The following is a 15,250-nucleotide window of genomic DNA, read 5'->3' as shown; positions in this document are numbered from 1 at the left end:
GATGCGCCACGACGGCGGCGGTGACGTGGAAGCGGAGCAGGGACCCCGCCCGGAGGCCCCAAGCCGGAGGGCCTTCAGCCGCCTCCTGATGGCCGGATCCGCCCTTGCCGCCGGCGTCGTGCCATTGGCCGCCTGCTCCCCCGAACCGGACGGACTGCCGTCGCCCGGCGCCGGAACGCCGCCAGCCGCCGCCGGGACCGTGCCGCCGTCACCGGCGGCGCCCGCCGAAGGCACGACGCCGGTGCCGGCAACTCCGGCCGGATCCGCGCCGTCGGCCGCGGCGCCGGGCGGACAGCATTCCCTCAGCGACCCGGCGAGCCCCTGGGTGGTGGTCAACAAGCACCGCCCGCTCTCCCCCGCGGACTATGTCCCGGCCGATCTTGTCCGGCCGGCGGTGCGCCTGGCCGTCTCGGGCGAAGCGGCGTTGCTGAACAGCACGGCGGCGGCAGCGGCGGAGCGGCTGTTCGCGGCGGCGGCGGCAGACGGCGTCGTCCTGACCCTGGCCAGCGGGTACCGTTCCTTCGCGACCCAGACGGCGACGTATGGGGGCTATGTGAACACGCGGGGACAGGCCGACGCGGACACCGCGTCCGCCCGGCCGGGCTATTCCGAGCATCAGACGGGGTGGGCCTTCGACATCGGCGACGGCGGCGGGGCCTGCAGCTTCCAGCCCTGCTTCGCCGAACAGCCCGCCGCCCTCTGGGCCCGGGACAACGCCCGCCGCTTCGGCTTCATTGTCCGCTATCCCTCGACGTTCCAGGAAACCACCGGGTACTACTACGAGCCGTGGCACCTGCGCTACATCGGGGTGGAGGCGGCAACGGACATGGCGACCCGCGGAATCGCGACCCTCGAGGAGTACTTCGGCCTGGAAGCAGCGCCGGGGTACCTCTGAGGCTGCGGCGCGGCGGTTGCGGCGCGGCCCCTACGTCAGTCGGCGACCAGCGCCAGGGCGAGTTCGGTCCGCACAACCTGCGCCAGGCGTTCGGCAACGTCCTGGGCCGTGGCCTGGTCCGCGGCCTCGACCATCACCCGGACCACAGGTTCGGTTCCGGACGGGCGCAGCAGAACCCGTCCGGTCTCGCCCAGCTCGGCTTCGGCAGTCGCCACCGCCGCGGCGACGGCTTCGTCGCCGTTCACGCGGGTGCGGTCAACCCCCTTGACGTTGATCAGGACCTGCGGAAGCTTGGTCATCACCTTGGCGAGCTCCTTGAGGGGCCGCCCGGTGAGGGCCACCTGGGCTGCGAGCTGCAGCCCAGTCAGCACGCCGTCGCCCGTCGTGGCGTGGTCGGCAAAGATCACGTGGCCGGACTGCTCGCCGCCCAGGTTGAAGCCGCCGTCGCGCATTTCCTCCAGGACGTAGCGGTCACCCACTCCGGTCTCGCGCAGGCTGATGCCGGCATCGCGCAGCGCGATCTTCAATCCGAGGTTGCTCATCACCGTAGCCACCAGGACGTCGTCCTTAAGCTTGCCCGAGGCCTTCAGCGCCACTGCGAGGATGGCCATGATTTCATCGCCGTCCACCTCGTTGCCTTCGTGGTCCACGGCCAGGCAGCGGTCGGCGTCGCCGTCGTGCGCGATGCCCAGATCCGCGCCGTGCGCCAGGACGGCGCTCTTGAGCGGACCCAGGTGGGTGGAGCCGACGCCGTCGTTGATGTTCAGGCCGTCCGGTTCGGCGCCAATGACCACCACGTCCGCGCCGGCATCCTTGAACACCTGCGGGGAACAGCCGCTGGCCGCACCATGGGCGCAGTCCAGGACCACCTTGAGGCCATCCAGGCGGTGCGGGAGCGTCCCGAGCAGATGCACAATGTAACGGTCCTCGGCATCGGAGAAGCGCTGGATGCGCCCCACTTCGCCGCCCACGGGACGGAACGCTTCCTTGCCCATCTGTTCTTCGATGGCGTTTTCGACGTCGTCGGGCAGCTTCTGGCCGCCGCGGGCAAAGAACTTGATGCCGTTGTCCGGTGCGGGATTGTGCGAGGCGGAGATCATCACGCCAAAGTCCGCGTCCAGGTCTGCCACCAGGTAGGCCGCGGCAGGAGTGGGGAGCACTCCGGCGTCGTACACGTCGATCCCGGAGCTGGCCAGCCCGGCTTCAACCGCGGCGCCAATGAATTCGCCGCTGGCGCGCGGATCACGGGCCACCACGGCTCGTGGCCGGGTTCCGGCCGTATTGCGGGCGTGGCCAAGCACGACGGCAGCGGCCTGGGCCAGCTGCAACGCCAGTTCGGCGGTCAGCAGGCCATTGGCCAAACCCCGGACACCATCTGTTCCAAATAATCTAGACATCGGGTCAAGTTTAGACGACGGGGTGGAGAAGTCCGGCACTTCGACCCTGCCGCACGGGGCCGGGCCGGCAGATCCCCGTCCGATGACCGGCGTGGGCAGGCCAGGTGACCCTGCTCCGTCACAAATCGCTGATCGGCTACTTGGTTTATGCCTTTGAGTACTCTACTTTTCCAAAAAACCTCGCGTGCCCATTAGATATCCACTTATGCTTCCGTTCATGACAGCTAGCTCTGGGGGCTTGGCGCTCGAAATCGTTGTACCGGTCTTTAACGAACAAAAGGTACTCGAAAACAGCATCAGAACGCTCGAAAATTACTTGGTCCAGGAAATGCCTGCAACATGGCAAATCACCATCGCCGACAATGCCAGCACCGATAATACGGCCGTTATCGCCACGCGGCTGGCCGCGCAATTGCCCAACGTGGTTTACCGCAGGCTTGACGTCAAAGGGCGCGGCTTCGCTTTGCGGGATGCTTGGGGCGCCTCCACCGCCAAAGTCCTTGCCTACCTGGACGTGGACCTCTCGACGGATCTCGCCGCGCTGCCGCCGCTGGTGGCTCCGCTGCTGTCCGGCCATTCGGATATTTCCATCGGAACCAGGCTTGGGCAGAGTTCCCGGGTCAGCCGCGGTCCGAGGCGCGAGTTTATTTCGCGGTCCTACAACTACCTCCTCAAGCGGACCATGCAGGTCAAGTTTTCGGACGCCCAATGCGGGTTCAAGGCCATCCGCGCCGATGTGGCCAAGAGGCTCCTCCCCCATGTTGAGGACAACGGCTGGTTCTTCGACACGGAATTGCTGATCATCGCGGAGCGCTCGGGCCTGCGCATCCACGAGATTCCCGTGGACTGGGTCGACGACCCTGACAGCAGAGTCAATATCCGGCAGACCGCGTTGGATGACCTCCGTGGCCTGGTACGCGTTGCGGGCTCGCTGTTGAAGGGGAGCATTCCGGTCCAGGCGATATATGCCGAGTTGGGCCGCAGGCCCATCATCCCGCCCGGGCGGCCGAGCTTCTTCGGCCAGGTGCTCCGGTTCGGGTTGGTCGGCGGGGCCTCCACCATCGCCTTTGCTTTGCTGTATCTGATGCTTCAGCCACCATTCGGGGCACAGCCGGCGAATTTCCTGGCGCTGCTTCTGACCGCAGTCGGAAACACCGCGGCCAACCGCCGGTTCACGTTTGGCATCAGCGGCCCGGTGCGGCTTTTCACCCAACAGTTCCAAGGACTCGTGGTCTTCCTGCTGGCCTGGACCATCACTTCGTCCGCACTGGGTGTTCTCCACGCCGTCAATGCCGATGCCTCTCCCAGTCACGAGTTGTTGGTCCTGACGGGAGCCAACATTCTGGCAACCCTTCTCCGGTTCGTCCTGCTCCGTCTCTGGGTGTTCAGGGTGCGCCGCCACGATGACAGCGTTGCCGGGCTTGCGCCCCGGCCCGTCGAAGAGCCGGCGCTGTGAGTACCCCGGCGGCCCGCACCCGCGAGTCAGCGCGGCGCGACGGTGCTACGGCGGGCTACCGTGCGTCACCCCGCTGGCGGATGCCACGGCGCGTCGCTGGATTCCTGCGGGGTCCGTCGGCGGATCCGGCCTGGGAACGGCCCGCGCTGTTGGTTCTGCTGGCCTTCGCAACTCTGCTCTACACCTGGGGGCTGGACCGCAACGGGTGGGCCAACTCGTACTATTCCGCGGCAGCGATGTCAGGCTCCCAGGACTGGACTGCCTTTTTGTTCGGCTCGTCCGATCCCGGCAATGCGATCACCGTGGACAAGCCCCCCCTCAGTAACTGGGTGATGTCGCTGTCGGTCCGCATGTTCGGCCTGAACCCGTGGAGCGTCCTCCTCCCGCAAGCCGTCATGGGCATCACCTGTGTGTATCTGCTGTACCGCATGGTCCGGAAACGGTTCGATGCCCGCACCGGGCTCCTTGCCGGAGCCTTCCTGGCCGTCATTCCCGTCGCCACGGTCATGTTCCGTTACAACAACCCGGATGCGCTCCTTACCCTGCTCATGATCGGGATTGCCTACTGCACCCTGGAATCCATAGAGCGCGGCCAACTTCGCTGGCTGCTCGTGGCCGGGTTGCTGACGGGCGCCGCGCTCCTCACCAAGCAGCTCCAGGTCCTGCTGCTTCTGCCGTCCATCGCGCTCGTCTATTTGCTGTTCGCCCGCACCTCAGCGTTCAAACGCTTTCTGCATCTCCTGGCGGCGCTCGCCACAGCCGTGGTGGCCGGCGGGTGGTGGTTCGTGTTGGTCCAGTTCACGGATCCTTCCCAACGGCCGTTCATCGGAGGCTCGCGGAACAACAGCGCCATCGAGCTCACTTTTGGTTACAACGGACTGGACCGTCTGACCGGGGATGACGCCATCAGAACAACGCCCGCCGGCATGGCCGGGTCGGCTGATCAGCTCGATGCCGGCTTCCAGCGGTTCCTGCAGCCACATTTCTCCGGACAGAGCGGGTGGTTCCTCCCCTTGGCCGTGGCGGGTCTGTGCCTGGGGATCTGGTGGGTCTGGCGGCGCCAGGCTCCCCCTCCCGCCCGGGCGCTTCTCCTGCTCTGCTGCGTCTGGTTTGCCAGCGCCGTGACCGTGGTCGCCTTCATGTCAGGTATCGTGCACTCCTACTACATCCTGACCGCCGTACCGCCCATGTGCGCCCTGGCGGCAGTTGCCTTCGTGCATTTTCTGGGTGGACTCCACAAATCCCGCACCCGCATTTTCGCCGCAGTCACCTTGACGGTGAGCATGATTTTTGTCTTTATCACCGTTTCCCGTTCGACGGCGGATTTTCCGGGTTTGCCCCAGGCCATGCAGGTAATTTGGAGTGTTGTCATCGCCGGAATTCTCCTACGGGCCCCAAATCCCGTAGTGGCGCGGGTCACCGGAGGGCTCCTGGTTGCCACACTGTTTCTTGGTCCCGTTCTCTGGTCGCTTGACACGGTCCTGAACGCGCATAAGGGGGCCGGCGTTGTTTCCGGGCCCAGTGTCCTTGGCACGCGCACCGACGACCGCACCCGCGCTGCGCCCGACTCGCCCCCGAGCATTCTGGCGGTCATGTATGGGGATCTGCCGTCACCCCTTTTGCTTGAGAGACTGCGCAGTCATCCGCCGTCAACGACCTGGGCGGCGGCCGTTGTGGGTTCGGAAACGGCTGCCAATTATCAGCTTGAGTCCGGCCGGGCGGTGCTGCCGCTCGGAGGCTTCGACGGCACGGACCCGTTTCCAACGCTGGAGCAGTTCAAGGTCCTCGTGGGACAGGGCCGCGTGGGCTCCGTCGTGATCCAGAATCTGCCGCCGCTGACCCTGGAAGGCCGGGGCGAGTCCGCCCGGATCGTCGAGTGGGTGAGGGAACGCTTCACTGCCGAGCGCATCGACAGTGCAGACTACTTCCAACTGGCCAAGAAGTAGGCGCAGAAAACGACGGAAGCCCGTCCCGCCAGATGGCGGGACGGGCTTCCGGGTAAGCGGGTTTAGCGCTTGGGGATCCGGGCGCTGGAAAGCGCCGCGGGGCCCAACAGGCGGCCGCGCCAGCGGCCGCCTGTTGGGAAGGCGCTTCTTAGCGCTTGGAGTACTGCTGAGCCTTACGGGCCTTCTTGAGGCCGGCCTTCTTGCGCTCGATGACGCGTGCGTCACGGCGGAGGTAACCGGCCTTCTTCAGGGTCGCGCGGTTGTTCTCGGTGTCGATCTCGTTCAGTGAACGGGCGATGCCGAGGCGCAGGGCGCCGGCCTGGCCGGAAATGCCGCCACCGTGGATGCGGGCAATGACGTCGTAGGCGCCGTCAAGATCGAGGATCTTGAAGGGCTCGTTGACGTCCTGCTGGTGCAGCTTGTTCGGGAAGTAGTTCGCCAGCTCGCGTCCGTTGATGGTCCACTTGCCGGTGCCGGGCACAATGCGAACACGTGCGACGGCTTCCTTGCGGCGGCCAACTGCTGCGCCGGCGACGGTCAGGGCCGGGCGTTCCTTCTTGGGCGCTTCTGCTTCCGCAGGACCGCTTTCCGAGGTGTAGCTGGTCAGGTTGTCCTCAGCCACGACGGCCTCGGTGGTCAGTTCTTCGTTCTGAGCCACGATTCTCCTTGATTAAAAGTTGGTTGGTGGCCAGGACTACTGGGCGACCTGGGTGATTTCAAAAGTCTTGGGCTGCTGGGCGGCGTGGGGGTGCTCGGCACCCCGGTAAACCTTCAGCTTGCCCAGCTGCTGTGCAGCGAGGGAGTTCTTGGGCAGCATGCCCTTGATGGCCTTCTCCACAGCGCGGACCGGGTTGGATTCCAGCAGCTCTGCGTAGTTCATGGAGGTCAGGCCGCCCGGGTAGCCGGAGTGGCGGTATGCGCGCTTCTGCTCCAGCTTGGCGCCGGTGAGGGCAACCTTTTCAGCGTTGATGATGATGACGAAGTCGCCCATGTCCATGTGGGACGCGAAGGTGGCCTTGTGCTTGCCGCGCAGCAGGATTGCGGTCTGGCTCGCGAGACGACCAAGGACAACGTCTGTGGCGTCAATGACGTGCCACTGGCGGTTGATATCGCCGGGCTTCGGGGTGTACGTACGCACGGTGTTTGCCTCGTTCTTGTTCTGGCGTTCTTGTTTTAGGCGTCACTCGGGGGTGCACCTACTATCTATGCGCTACCGGAACAGAGGTGAGGGCTCTATGTAACCAGTCATCCTGGGGTCTCGAATGTGCACGTTGAGTAGTCATCCTGCAACCGGATTCCCAAGCGGGCACGCATCATCGAGAAAGGACACGCACAACGACTACCAAGAATAGCCGACGGCGGGTCTCTGGGTCAAAATGGGGTGTCCGGATGCATCCTGCCCGCCGCCGGCCCGTCGCATCCCTGGAGGAACTGTGTCCGATCCCGCCGCCGCCGGCTCCGCTTCCCTGCTTTTCATGGCCGGGATCGCAGCCTTGGGCCTATGCCTCACCCTGCTCGTCGAGTTCCTCCTCCCGCGCCTGCTCCCCCGGCTGACGGTTTCGTCCGGTACCGCGTCGAGAATCACGACGGCGGCTGCCGCCTTTGGACTCTCGGCACTCCTCGCATGGCGCTTCGGCACCTCCGCCGAGCTTCCGGCCTACCTGGTCCTGGCCGTCACCGGCGTGCAGCTGGCCCGCATCGACATCCTGCACCACCTGCTGCCGAACCGGCTGGTACTCCCCCTGCTGGGCGCCGGACTACTCCTTCTATCCTTCCCCGCGGCAGTAGCCGGCGACGCCGGAAGCCTGCTCCGCGGCGTCGCCGGCGCCGTAACATTGTTCGTTTTGTACCTCATTCTGGCCCTGACCAGCAGAAATGGCATCGGAATGGGGGATGTGAAGCTCGCGGCGCCCCTCGGCCTGTACTTGGGCTACCTAGGTTGGTCCCAGCTGTTCTACGGCGGGGCGCTGGGCTTCGTTGCGGGCGGCATCGCCTCGGTGGTCCTTGTACTGAAGAACCGCGGAAACAAGCCGAAAGAAGTCGCCTACGGGCCGTCGATGCTGGCGGCAGGTCTCGCCGTCATCGTGCTGATGCACTAGGCCGGCCGGGCGCTCCGGCGCGGGAAGCATTAGTAAGACTGCTGATCAAAACGAGTAGTTTGTCGCCGCACCCCGGTGCCAACTGAGTACATCATCATTTTGGCCTAAGTGGTGCCCCGGTTTTCCGTATCTAAAGTCGAGTATCCGGTTTCATTGCCGGGCCATTAATCGCCGTGCAATTGTTGTCCCAACGGAACTCCAGGGGATAGCAAACGGAGATTTGCTGGAATTCCGTAACATTTATTCGACACTCTGGAAAAGGAAATTAAAATGACTGGTCTCATGGTCTCAATGCTTGCTTTTGTCTCTGGCGTCAAGAACAAATTCGAATCCGAAAAGGGCGCAACCGCCGTTGAATACGGCCTCATGGTCGCACTCATCGCCGCCGCCATCGCCACCATCGTCACCACGATGGGCACCCAGCTCGGCACCCTCTTCACGGGCATCACGGGCCGGCTCTAGAAAGATACGCGTCGAAGCCCAGGGGCGGGGGCGGCGGTGGTTCGGGCTTCAGCCCCGCTGCCGTCGCACCTGCTCCTGGGCTTTTCCGATGTACACGATGGTGCCGTGACTGAGTTGGAGGGGTTGTGCAAGGTCTCAAGGTGCAAGGTCCCAAGAAATGCGGGGCAGCCATGCGGCGGGCGTGGGAAGCCGGCCGAGGTCACCTGGCTGCTGGCGTTCAACCCGTGATCGACGGCTTGTAATGGCTGCCCGGCGTCGGGCGGCCGGACGCTCCGGATCCGGCAAGGAAAAGGGCGCTGTCGCGGTTGAATTCGCCCTGGTCCTGCCGATTTTCCTGATGCTGGTGCTCGGGATCTTCGAGTTCGGCAGGGGATTCAATATCCAGGTTTCGCTCTCGGAAGCCGCCCGGGAATCAGCCCGCTACGCGGCTGTCCATTCATCGGACACGGGCTTCAGCGTTGGGGACGTCCAGAACGCCGGCGTCGCCGCGGCTCCGTCCGTGGCTCTCACGGCCGCGAACGTCGGCATTACCTACCGGAACCTCGACGGCACCGCGGCGGCCTCGTGTGCGGCCGGCGTCAACGTGGTCAGCACCATCAGCTTTCCGACGGGCTTCCTGACCGGGCTCGAACGGCTGCTCGGCGTCTCCCAACCCTTCACCGTCACAGGTATAGGAGTCATGAGATGCGGAGGTTAGGCCGGGTCGTGAAAGCGGGCACGCGGGACGAGCGCGGAGTCATCGCACCCTTGACGGCGCTCCTGATGGTGGCCTTACTCGGCATGACTGCCTTCGCCGTTGACACGGCCATGATGTACTCCGAACACGCCCAACTTCAAAATGGTGCTGACTCGTCCGCCCTGGCTATCGCCCAGGCCTGCGCCAAAGACCCCTCTTCGGCCGATTGTGCCTCCGCAAACGCCGCTGCGACAGCTCTGGCGGGCGGCAACGCGCTGGATGGTGTCAGCCATGTTGCCTCCGTGAACTTCGGTACCGGAACGGTCGAGGTGACAACGCAGGCGAGGGACACCGCGGGAAACAACCACTTCTCGCTGGTTTTCGCCCGAGCGCTGGGCATCGACACGGCAGACATCCGGGCCTCGGCGGAGGCGAGGATCGAGGGCTACTCGGCCGCCGATGTTGTACCTCTGACTTTCTCCAAGTGCGAGTCCGACCCCGGCTTCACCAAAGGTCTCCAGTTCTTCCCGGAGCATGGCAGCGCCATGGCTGATCAGCCGGGCTGGAAGTGCACCACACCCTCGTCCTCCGGCCTTGAAGTCCCGGGGGGCTTCGGCTGGTTGGACCAAAGCAGTCCCTGCACCTCCTCTGTCACCGTGGGGAGCTACGCCCGGACAGACCCGGGAGGAAACTTCCCTTCGGAGTGCACCGCCATGTTTGCGCGCTGGAAGACGGCGCTCGAGGCTGGAAAGCCTGTTGATGTACTCGTCCCCATTTTCGACAACGTCACGGGCAGCGGGAGCGGCGCCAAATTCCGCATCGAGGCATTCGCGCACATTTCCATCCGGGGCTGGCATTTCAACGGTGGCGGCAGCACCTACTACAGGCCGGACGCTTCGGCGCTGAGCTCCAGCCTGGGCCTTAGTAACCCGGATACCGGTCTCTTCGGCAAGTTCATCAAGAAAGTCACCCTGGCTGACGCAGCGGCAATGGGCGGCCCCACAACCTACGGAGCGATGGGGGTCCGACTCTCGAAGTAGCCGCGACCACGCGAATCGGTTCCAATCCGCCAAAGGAGAAAGCAAAAGTGAAAACTCGCCTACTGGGAGGCATCGTCGCAATTGTGCTGGCAATAGTCGGCACGCTGCTATTGGTCTCATACGTTCAAGCATCCGAAGCCAGGGCCCAACAGGACCTGCAGCCCGTTGAAGTGCTCGTAGTCCAAGCCCAGATCCCGAGGGGATCCGATCTTGAAAAAATCAAATCCGCCGTCAAATCAACCTCCCTTCCCTCGGCTTCGGTCCCCAATGGAGCGCTCAAGAGCCTGGACGGGCTCAGCGCCAAGGTGGCAGCTGTTGACCTGCTGCCCGGCGAGCCTCTGCTCGGGGCCCGACTGGCGGATCCGGACACCCTGTCCGCGCCGGGGTCCGTCCCTGTTCCCGACGGGATGCAGGAGATCTCCGTGCAGTTGGAGGCGCAGCGGGTCGTCGGCGGACGTATCGCCGCCGGCGACACCGTCGGCATCGTCGTCCTCTTCGACAAGGGCGCGCTGAAGGACTCCCCCGACGTCGAATCCGGCCAGCAGGTCTTTCACAAGGTCCTGGTCACCAGTGTCCAGCGGTCGATGGACAAGGCATCGACTGGCAGCAACCCTGCCACCCAGGCAAATACGGAGCTGCCCACCGGGCAGCTGATCGTCACGTTTGCCCGCAACGACGCCGATTCTGTCAAGATCGCCTTTGGGGCCCACTTTGGAAGCTTGTGGCTCACCAAAGAACCGTCAACAGCCACCGAAGGCTCCCCGGTTGTGGTCAAGAAGCCGGAACTGTACCGATGAGCCGCTACGTACTGATCACCTCGGATCCAGGATTTGAACGGCGCGTAAGGCAGGCGGCTTCCGGATTGCACGGCAGCTTCCACGCGATCGCTGCCGACTACCTCCCGCCGGGTCCCGACGACCTGCTCAGGGTACTCACCGGCGACCCTGTCGAAGTCATCTTGCTGGGGCCCGGATTGCAGATGGAAGACGCCATCCGTCTCGCCAGCCTCTTCGACCTCCAATATCCGGAAATCAGCGTCGTCCTGGTTACCGAAAGCGAAGAGGGGGTTGCCCTGCCCGCGATGCGGGCCGGCATCAGGGATTTGCTCCAGCCGGGTTCGGATGTGGAAACCATCCGTTCCTTGCTGGAACGGGCAAGTCTCGCAGCCGCCGGGCGGCGCCGCGGCCTTGGCAGCTCGGTCGAGGGACTGCCCAGTCGTGGCCGGATTATCTCGGTCATGTCGCCCAAGGGCGGGGTCGGCAAGACAACCATCACCACCAACCTGGCCGTGGGGTTGGGCAAGGAAGCTCCCATGGGCGTGGTGGTGGTGGACCTTGACCTCCAGTTCGGCGATGTTGCTACGGCGCTGATGCTGGAACCGGAAAGAACCCTCGCTGATGCGGTGGTCGGGGCCGCCGTTCAGGACAGCGTGGTACTGAAGTCCTATTTGACGTTGCACCCATCCGGCATCTATGCGCTCTGTGCCCCGCTGCGCCCGACTGACGCCGACCAGATATCGGGAGAACAGGTAGGACGCCTCCTCAGCCAGCTCTCCAACGAATTCCAGTACGTCGTGGTTGACACGGCGCCGGGTCTCGGCGAGCACGTTCTGGCCACACTGGAACTGGCCACCGACGCCGTGTGGATCTGCGGCATGGACATTCCCAGCATCCGCGGGCTTCGGACTGGATTCGGCCTCCTCGCCGAACTCGACCTTGTGCCTGAGAACCGTCACCTCGTGCTCAATTTTGCCGATCGACGGACCGGGCTGACACTGCAGGACGTTGAGGCCACCATCGGGTCTCCGGTGGACGTAGTCCTGCCGCGGTCGCGGGCCGTGCCGTTTTCCACGAACAAAGGCGTTCCGCTGCTGCAGGACGGCACCAGGGATCCGGTGACAAAGGGACTGCGCCAACTTGTCGAACGGTTCAGCGCCGGCTGGGAGTCCCGCCCCCACAAGAAACTTCACAGAAGGGCAGTGGTCCAATGAACCTCGCCAAACGTTTGGAATCTCTTCGCGGCGCCGACACCGAAGCCGCAACAAAACCAGGAGCCTCAAGCGGCCCCTGGGCCAGTGGAGCAGCGTCCGCAGCCGAGGTACCCCCCGCCAGACCCGCACCGAAGACCCACGGCACCGACGCCAGCGAAGCCTTGAACGCCATCAAGGACCGCGCTGCCGCCGCCCTCTACGAACGCATGGGCAGCCGGATCACCGATGCCTCCCTGGACGAGGCAGAGCTGCAAAGCTACGTCAAGGATGAGCTCCGGGCCATCGTGGACGAAGATGAGATTCCGTTGACAGCCCCCGAACGGCACCGGCTCGTGCAGGAGATCATCGACGACGTCCTGGGACTCGGACCCCTCCAGAAGTTCCTGAACGAGGTGGCCGTCACTGAGATCATGGTCAACGGGCCGGACAAGGTGTACGTGGAACGTGACGGCAGACTGTTCCTGACGAATGCCAGGTTCGGCTCGGAAGAGCACCTGCGTCGGATCATCGAACGGATCGTCACGAAGGTGGGGCGGCGCATCGACGAGTCATCGCCCATGGTGGATGCCCGACTCTCCGACGGATCGCGCGTCAATGCGATTATTCCCCCCCTTGCAGTGAACGGGGCGTCGCTAACGATTCGTAAGTTCGGACAGGTGCCCTTGACCGTCGACAACCTCATCTCGTTCGGAACTCTGACTCCGGAAATGGCGGAGCTGTTGCACGCCTGTGTCCAGGCGCGGCTGAATATCCTGGTTTCCGGCGGTACGGGCACCGGGAAGACGACTCTTCTGAACGTCCTCTCGTCGTTCATTCCGGCCGACGAACGCATTGTCACCATTGAGGATGCCGTGGAACTCCAGCTGCAGCAGGAGCACGTCGTGCGGCTCGAAAGCCGGCCACGCAATATTGAAGGTAAGGGCGAAATCGCCATCCGGGACTTGGTCCGGAACTCACTTCGCATGCGGCCTGACCGGATTGTCATCGGCGAAGTCCGCGGTGGTGAATCGCTGGACATGTTGCAGGCGATGAACACCGGACACGACGGTTCGATTTCCACGGTGCACGCCAATTCGCCCCGGGATGCCGTTGCGCGGCTTGAAACCTTGGTGCTCATGGCCGGAATGGACCTGCCGCTGCGCGCAATCCGCGAACAGATTGCATCGGCGGTCAACCTCATCGTCCATATCTCCCGGCTCAGGGACGGCACCCGGCGGGTCACCCACGTCACCGAGGTCCAGGGGATGGAAGGGGACATCGTCACTCTCCAGGATGCGTTCACTTTCGACTACAGCGCCGGGCAGGATGCCAACGGGAAGTTCCTGGGCCGTCCCGTACCCACCGGCGTCAGGCCTCGCTTTATCGACCATTTTGCCGAGCTTGGCATCCATGTGTCACCGGCCGTCTTCGGAGGCCTGCACGCGGGTGGTGGATACCGGTGACTGCCACAAGCCCCATCTTTTTCGCCCTGGGCGTTGGCCTGTGCCTTGTGGCTCTGAGCATCCTGCTGTTTTCCACGATGGGAATCGGCAAGGCCGGGATCGCCATGTCCCGGCGCCGGCCCGGGGTCAAGGAGGAGCACTCCCTTCTGACCCGTATGACGGACTCCGCCGCGACCTTCGTGGCTCACAATGTCGGCCGGAACGCCAGTTTTGGTACTAGGGAATCCCTGGAGCAGGCCGGGCTGCGTCTTCGGCAGGCAGATTTCATCCTGCTGGTCTGCTGCATCGGCGTCACGGTGGGCATTGTCGGGTTCATCCTGGCCGGCGTCGTCATGGGGCTGCTGTTCCTTGTTCTCACGCCGTTCGGCGCGATGCTCTTCCTGAGGATCCTCACCAACCGCAGGCGTGCGAAGTTTGAGGACCAGCTCGGGGACACGCTGCAGATGCTGGCCGGAGGCCTGCGGGCCGGCCACAGCCTCTTGCGGTCCGTCGATGCCGTGGCCCAGGAGGCGGAATCGCCAACGTCGGAGGAATTCGCCCGGCTGGTCAACGAAACGCGGCTGGGCCGGGACCTGAAGGACTCAATGCTTCATGCTGCCAGGCGCCTGAAGAGCGAGGATTTCGACTGGACGGGTCAAGCCATCGAGATACACCGTGAGGTGGGCGGAGACCTGGCAGAAGTTCTCGATCGAGTCGGTGAAACCATCAGGGAGCGCGCCGAGGTCAAGGGACAGGTCCAGTCGCTGAGCGCCGAAGGCAAACTTTCCGCCTACATCCTGGTTGCCCTGCCCGTTGGCATGTTCCTGTTCCTCAACGCAACGAGCCCTTCCTTCATCGGCGTCATGTACTCGAATTTCCTTGGCTGGATGTTGCTCGGCGCTGCCGTGGTGATGCTGGCCCTCGGGTCCTTGTGGCTCAGCCGCGTCGTAAAGATCAAGTTCTAGGAGGATCCCTGTGAGTGTAATGGCGTGGCTAATGATCGGGCTCATCATCGTTCCGATTTCCGCAATGGTGTGGTCATTCATCTCAATCGACCGCAATGGTTTGGCCGCGGTCCGAAGCAACCTCGGCCGGGGTTTTCGCTCCGCCGAGGAAGGCGCCCCAACGGCAGAGTCACGCGGACCGGCTGGCCTGGGCGTCCGGCTGACACCCACGGGTTACGCGGGGTGGCTGGATAAACTCCTGGCCAAAACCGGACGACCGGCGGGAATGCCCCTCGAACGCCTCTTGATCGCGAAGCCTATCCTGGCCCTGGCAGGGGCATTTTTCAGCATCCTGTTGGCTGCAAAATCTCCGACCGGCGTCCTTCTTCTGATTACAATCCTCCTGCCGGTGCTGGCCTACTTTGTTCCGGACATCCTCATCCATGGCCGGGGTGCGGAGCGGCAGAAGGCCATCGCGATGGAATTGCCCAACACCCTCGACCAGATGCTGATTTCGGTCGAGGCCGGCTTGGGCTTCGAATCAGCGATGGCCCGGGTGGCCCAGAACGGCAAGGGCCCGCTTGCAGCGGAGCTCGTCCGCACGCTCCAGGACATGCAGGTAGGGCGAAGTCGCAAGGATGCCTATCTGGCCCTGGCCCAAAGGTCCGATGCACGGGATCTGCGGAACTTCGTGCGGTCCGTGGTACAGGCGGACAGTTACGGAATCGCCCTGGCAGGAGTCCTTCGGACGCAGGCCCAGCAGATGAGGGTCAAGCGGCGTCAACGCGCCGAAGAAAAGGCAATGAAATTGCCCATCGTGGTCTTGTTCCCCCTCATGTTTTGCATCTTGCCCGCCCTGTTCATTGTCATCATGGGGCCTGCCGTCATCAATATCATGAACAACTTAATGGGAGCGATGTAGAG

General features: G+C 64.0%; 15 protein-coding genes. 12 read left to right on the top strand and 3 right to left on the bottom strand.

From position 1 onward, the window contains the following. Window position 1 precedes the first annotated feature (1 nt). Entirely contained in the window at window positions 2-895 is an 894-nt protein-coding gene (locus ACQCSZ_RS02800) for a D-alanyl-D-alanine carboxypeptidase family protein (RefSeq protein ID WP_427006594.1), read from the top strand. A 35-nt stretch (window positions 896-930) separates the two neighbouring features. Here ACQCSZ_RS02800 and glmM read toward each other — a convergent pair whose 3' ends face one another. Continuing rightward, entirely contained in the window at window positions 931-2,292 is a 1,362-nt protein-coding gene (glmM, locus tag ACQCSZ_RS02795; protein WP_427006593.1) for a phosphoglucosamine mutase, read from the bottom strand. A gap of 217 nt (window positions 2,293-2,509) precedes the next feature. On the opposite strand from glmM, the gene ACQCSZ_RS02790 reads away from it, so the two are divergent. Together ACQCSZ_RS02790 and ACQCSZ_RS02785 are read left to right on the top strand one after the other, a co-directional pair. Continuing rightward, entirely contained in the window at window positions 2,510-3,748 is a 1,239-nt protein-coding gene (locus ACQCSZ_RS02790; protein ID WP_427006592.1) for a glycosyltransferase, read from the top strand. After that, window positions 3,745-5,694 carry an ArnT family glycosyltransferase gene (locus ACQCSZ_RS02785; RefSeq protein WP_427006591.1) on the top strand — a complete coding sequence of 650 codons (1,950 nt, stop codon included), beginning with the start codon at window positions 3,745-3,747 and terminating at the stop codon, window positions 5,692-5,694. Before ACQCSZ_RS02790 ends, ACQCSZ_RS02785 begins: the two co-directional genes overlap by 4 nt. Window positions 5,695-5,842: 148 nt before the next feature. Here the strand turns inward: ACQCSZ_RS02785 and rpsI are convergent, their stop codons facing one another. Further along, window positions 5,843-6,352, bottom strand: a complete 510-nt coding sequence (rpsI, locus tag ACQCSZ_RS02780) for a 30S ribosomal protein S9 (protein ID WP_427006590.1) — start codon at window positions 6,350-6,352, stop codon at window positions 5,843-5,845. A gap of 36 nt (window positions 6,353-6,388) precedes the next feature. Beyond that, window positions 6,389-6,832: a 50S ribosomal protein L13 gene (gene rplM / locus ACQCSZ_RS02775; RefSeq protein WP_211876635.1), complete on the bottom strand. Its 444-nt coding sequence runs from the start codon at window positions 6,830-6,832 to the stop codon at window positions 6,389-6,391. Between the two features lie 295 nt (window positions 6,833-7,127). Here rplM and ACQCSZ_RS02770 point away from each other — a divergent pair, with 295 nt between their 5' ends. From ACQCSZ_RS02770 to ACQCSZ_RS02730, 9 genes are all read left to right on the top strand, one after another. After that, entirely contained in the window at window positions 7,128-7,793 is a 666-nt protein-coding gene (locus ACQCSZ_RS02770) for a prepilin peptidase (protein WP_427006589.1), read from the top strand. Window positions 7,794-8,063: 270 nt separating this feature from the next. After that, entirely contained in the window at window positions 8,064-8,255 is a 192-nt protein-coding gene (locus tag ACQCSZ_RS02765; RefSeq protein ID WP_427006588.1) for a Flp family type IVb pilin, read from the top strand. 241 nt (window positions 8,256-8,496) lie between these two features. After that, the gene (locus tag ACQCSZ_RS02760; protein WP_427006587.1) at window positions 8,497-8,952 is read left to right on the top strand and encodes a TadE/TadG family type IV pilus assembly protein; all 456 of its coding nucleotides are present in this window, start codon (window positions 8,497-8,499) and stop codon (window positions 8,950-8,952) included. A gap of 8 nt (window positions 8,953-8,960) precedes the next feature. Continuing rightward, entirely contained in the window at window positions 8,961-9,971 is a 1,011-nt protein-coding gene (locus ACQCSZ_RS02755) for a pilus assembly protein TadG-related protein (RefSeq protein WP_427006586.1), read from the top strand. Between the two features lie 47 nt (window positions 9,972-10,018). Then, window positions 10,019-10,768, top strand: coding sequence for a Flp pilus assembly protein CpaB (gene cpaB, locus ACQCSZ_RS02750; RefSeq protein WP_427006585.1), 750 nt, complete (start codon window positions 10,019-10,021; stop codon window positions 10,766-10,768). After that, window positions 10,765-11,961: an AAA family ATPase gene (locus tag ACQCSZ_RS02745; protein WP_427006584.1), complete on the top strand. Its 1,197-nt coding sequence runs from the start codon at window positions 10,765-10,767 to the stop codon at window positions 11,959-11,961. Before cpaB ends, ACQCSZ_RS02745 begins: the two co-directional genes overlap by 4 nt. Further along, complete coding sequence (locus ACQCSZ_RS02740; RefSeq protein WP_427006583.1) at window positions 11,958-13,403, top strand: CpaF family protein; 1,446 nt, start codon at window positions 11,958-11,960, stop codon at window positions 13,401-13,403. Before ACQCSZ_RS02745 ends, ACQCSZ_RS02740 begins: the two co-directional genes overlap by 4 nt. Beyond that, window positions 13,400-14,347, top strand: a complete 948-nt coding sequence (locus ACQCSZ_RS02735) for a type II secretion system F family protein (RefSeq protein ID WP_427006582.1) — start codon at window positions 13,400-13,402, stop codon at window positions 14,345-14,347. The genes ACQCSZ_RS02740 and ACQCSZ_RS02735 overlap by 4 nt, the downstream gene beginning before the upstream one ends. A gap of 31 nt (window positions 14,348-14,378) precedes the next feature. Further along, window positions 14,379-15,248, top strand: a complete 870-nt coding sequence (locus ACQCSZ_RS02730; protein ID WP_427006581.1) for a type II secretion system F family protein — start codon at window positions 14,379-14,381, stop codon at window positions 15,246-15,248. Window positions 15,249-15,250: the final 2 nt, after the last annotated feature.

It is taken from the genome of Pseudarthrobacter sp. H2, assembly GCF_050157045.1.
In the GTDB taxonomy this organism is placed as follows: domain Bacteria; phylum Actinomycetota; class Actinomycetes; order Actinomycetales; family Micrococcaceae; genus Arthrobacter.
Note: the sequence above shows the minus strand (reverse complement) of the source record. Positions and strands in the feature narration are given on the sequence as shown.

Bases quoted from the DNA above. Each gene is read 5' to 3' on its own strand.
- ACQCSZ_RS02800 (WP_427006594.1), top strand. From the start codon at position 2: ATGCGCCACGACGGCGGCGGTGACGTGGAAGCGGAGCAGGGACCCCGC.
- glmM (WP_427006593.1), bottom strand. From the start codon at position 2,292: ATGTCTAGATTATTTGGAACAGATGGTGTCCGGGGTTTGGCCAATGGC.
- ACQCSZ_RS02790 (WP_427006592.1), top strand. From the start codon at position 2,510: ATGACAGCTAGCTCTGGGGGCTTGGCGCTCGAAATCGTTGTACCGGTC.
- ACQCSZ_RS02765 (WP_427006588.1), top strand. From the start codon at position 8,064: ATGACTGGTCTCATGGTCTCAATGCTTGCTTTTGTCTCTGGCGTCAAG.
- ACQCSZ_RS02760 (WP_427006587.1), top strand. From the start codon at position 8,497: ATGGCTGCCCGGCGTCGGGCGGCCGGACGCTCCGGATCCGGCAAGGAA.
- ACQCSZ_RS02745 (WP_427006584.1), top strand. From the start codon at position 10,765: ATGAGCCGCTACGTACTGATCACCTCGGATCCAGGATTTGAACGGCGC.
- ACQCSZ_RS02740 (WP_427006583.1), top strand. From the start codon at position 11,958: ATGAACCTCGCCAAACGTTTGGAATCTCTTCGCGGCGCCGACACCGAA.
- ACQCSZ_RS02730 (WP_427006581.1), top strand. From the start codon at position 14,379: ATGATCGGGCTCATCATCGTTCCGATTTCCGCAATGGTGTGGTCATTC.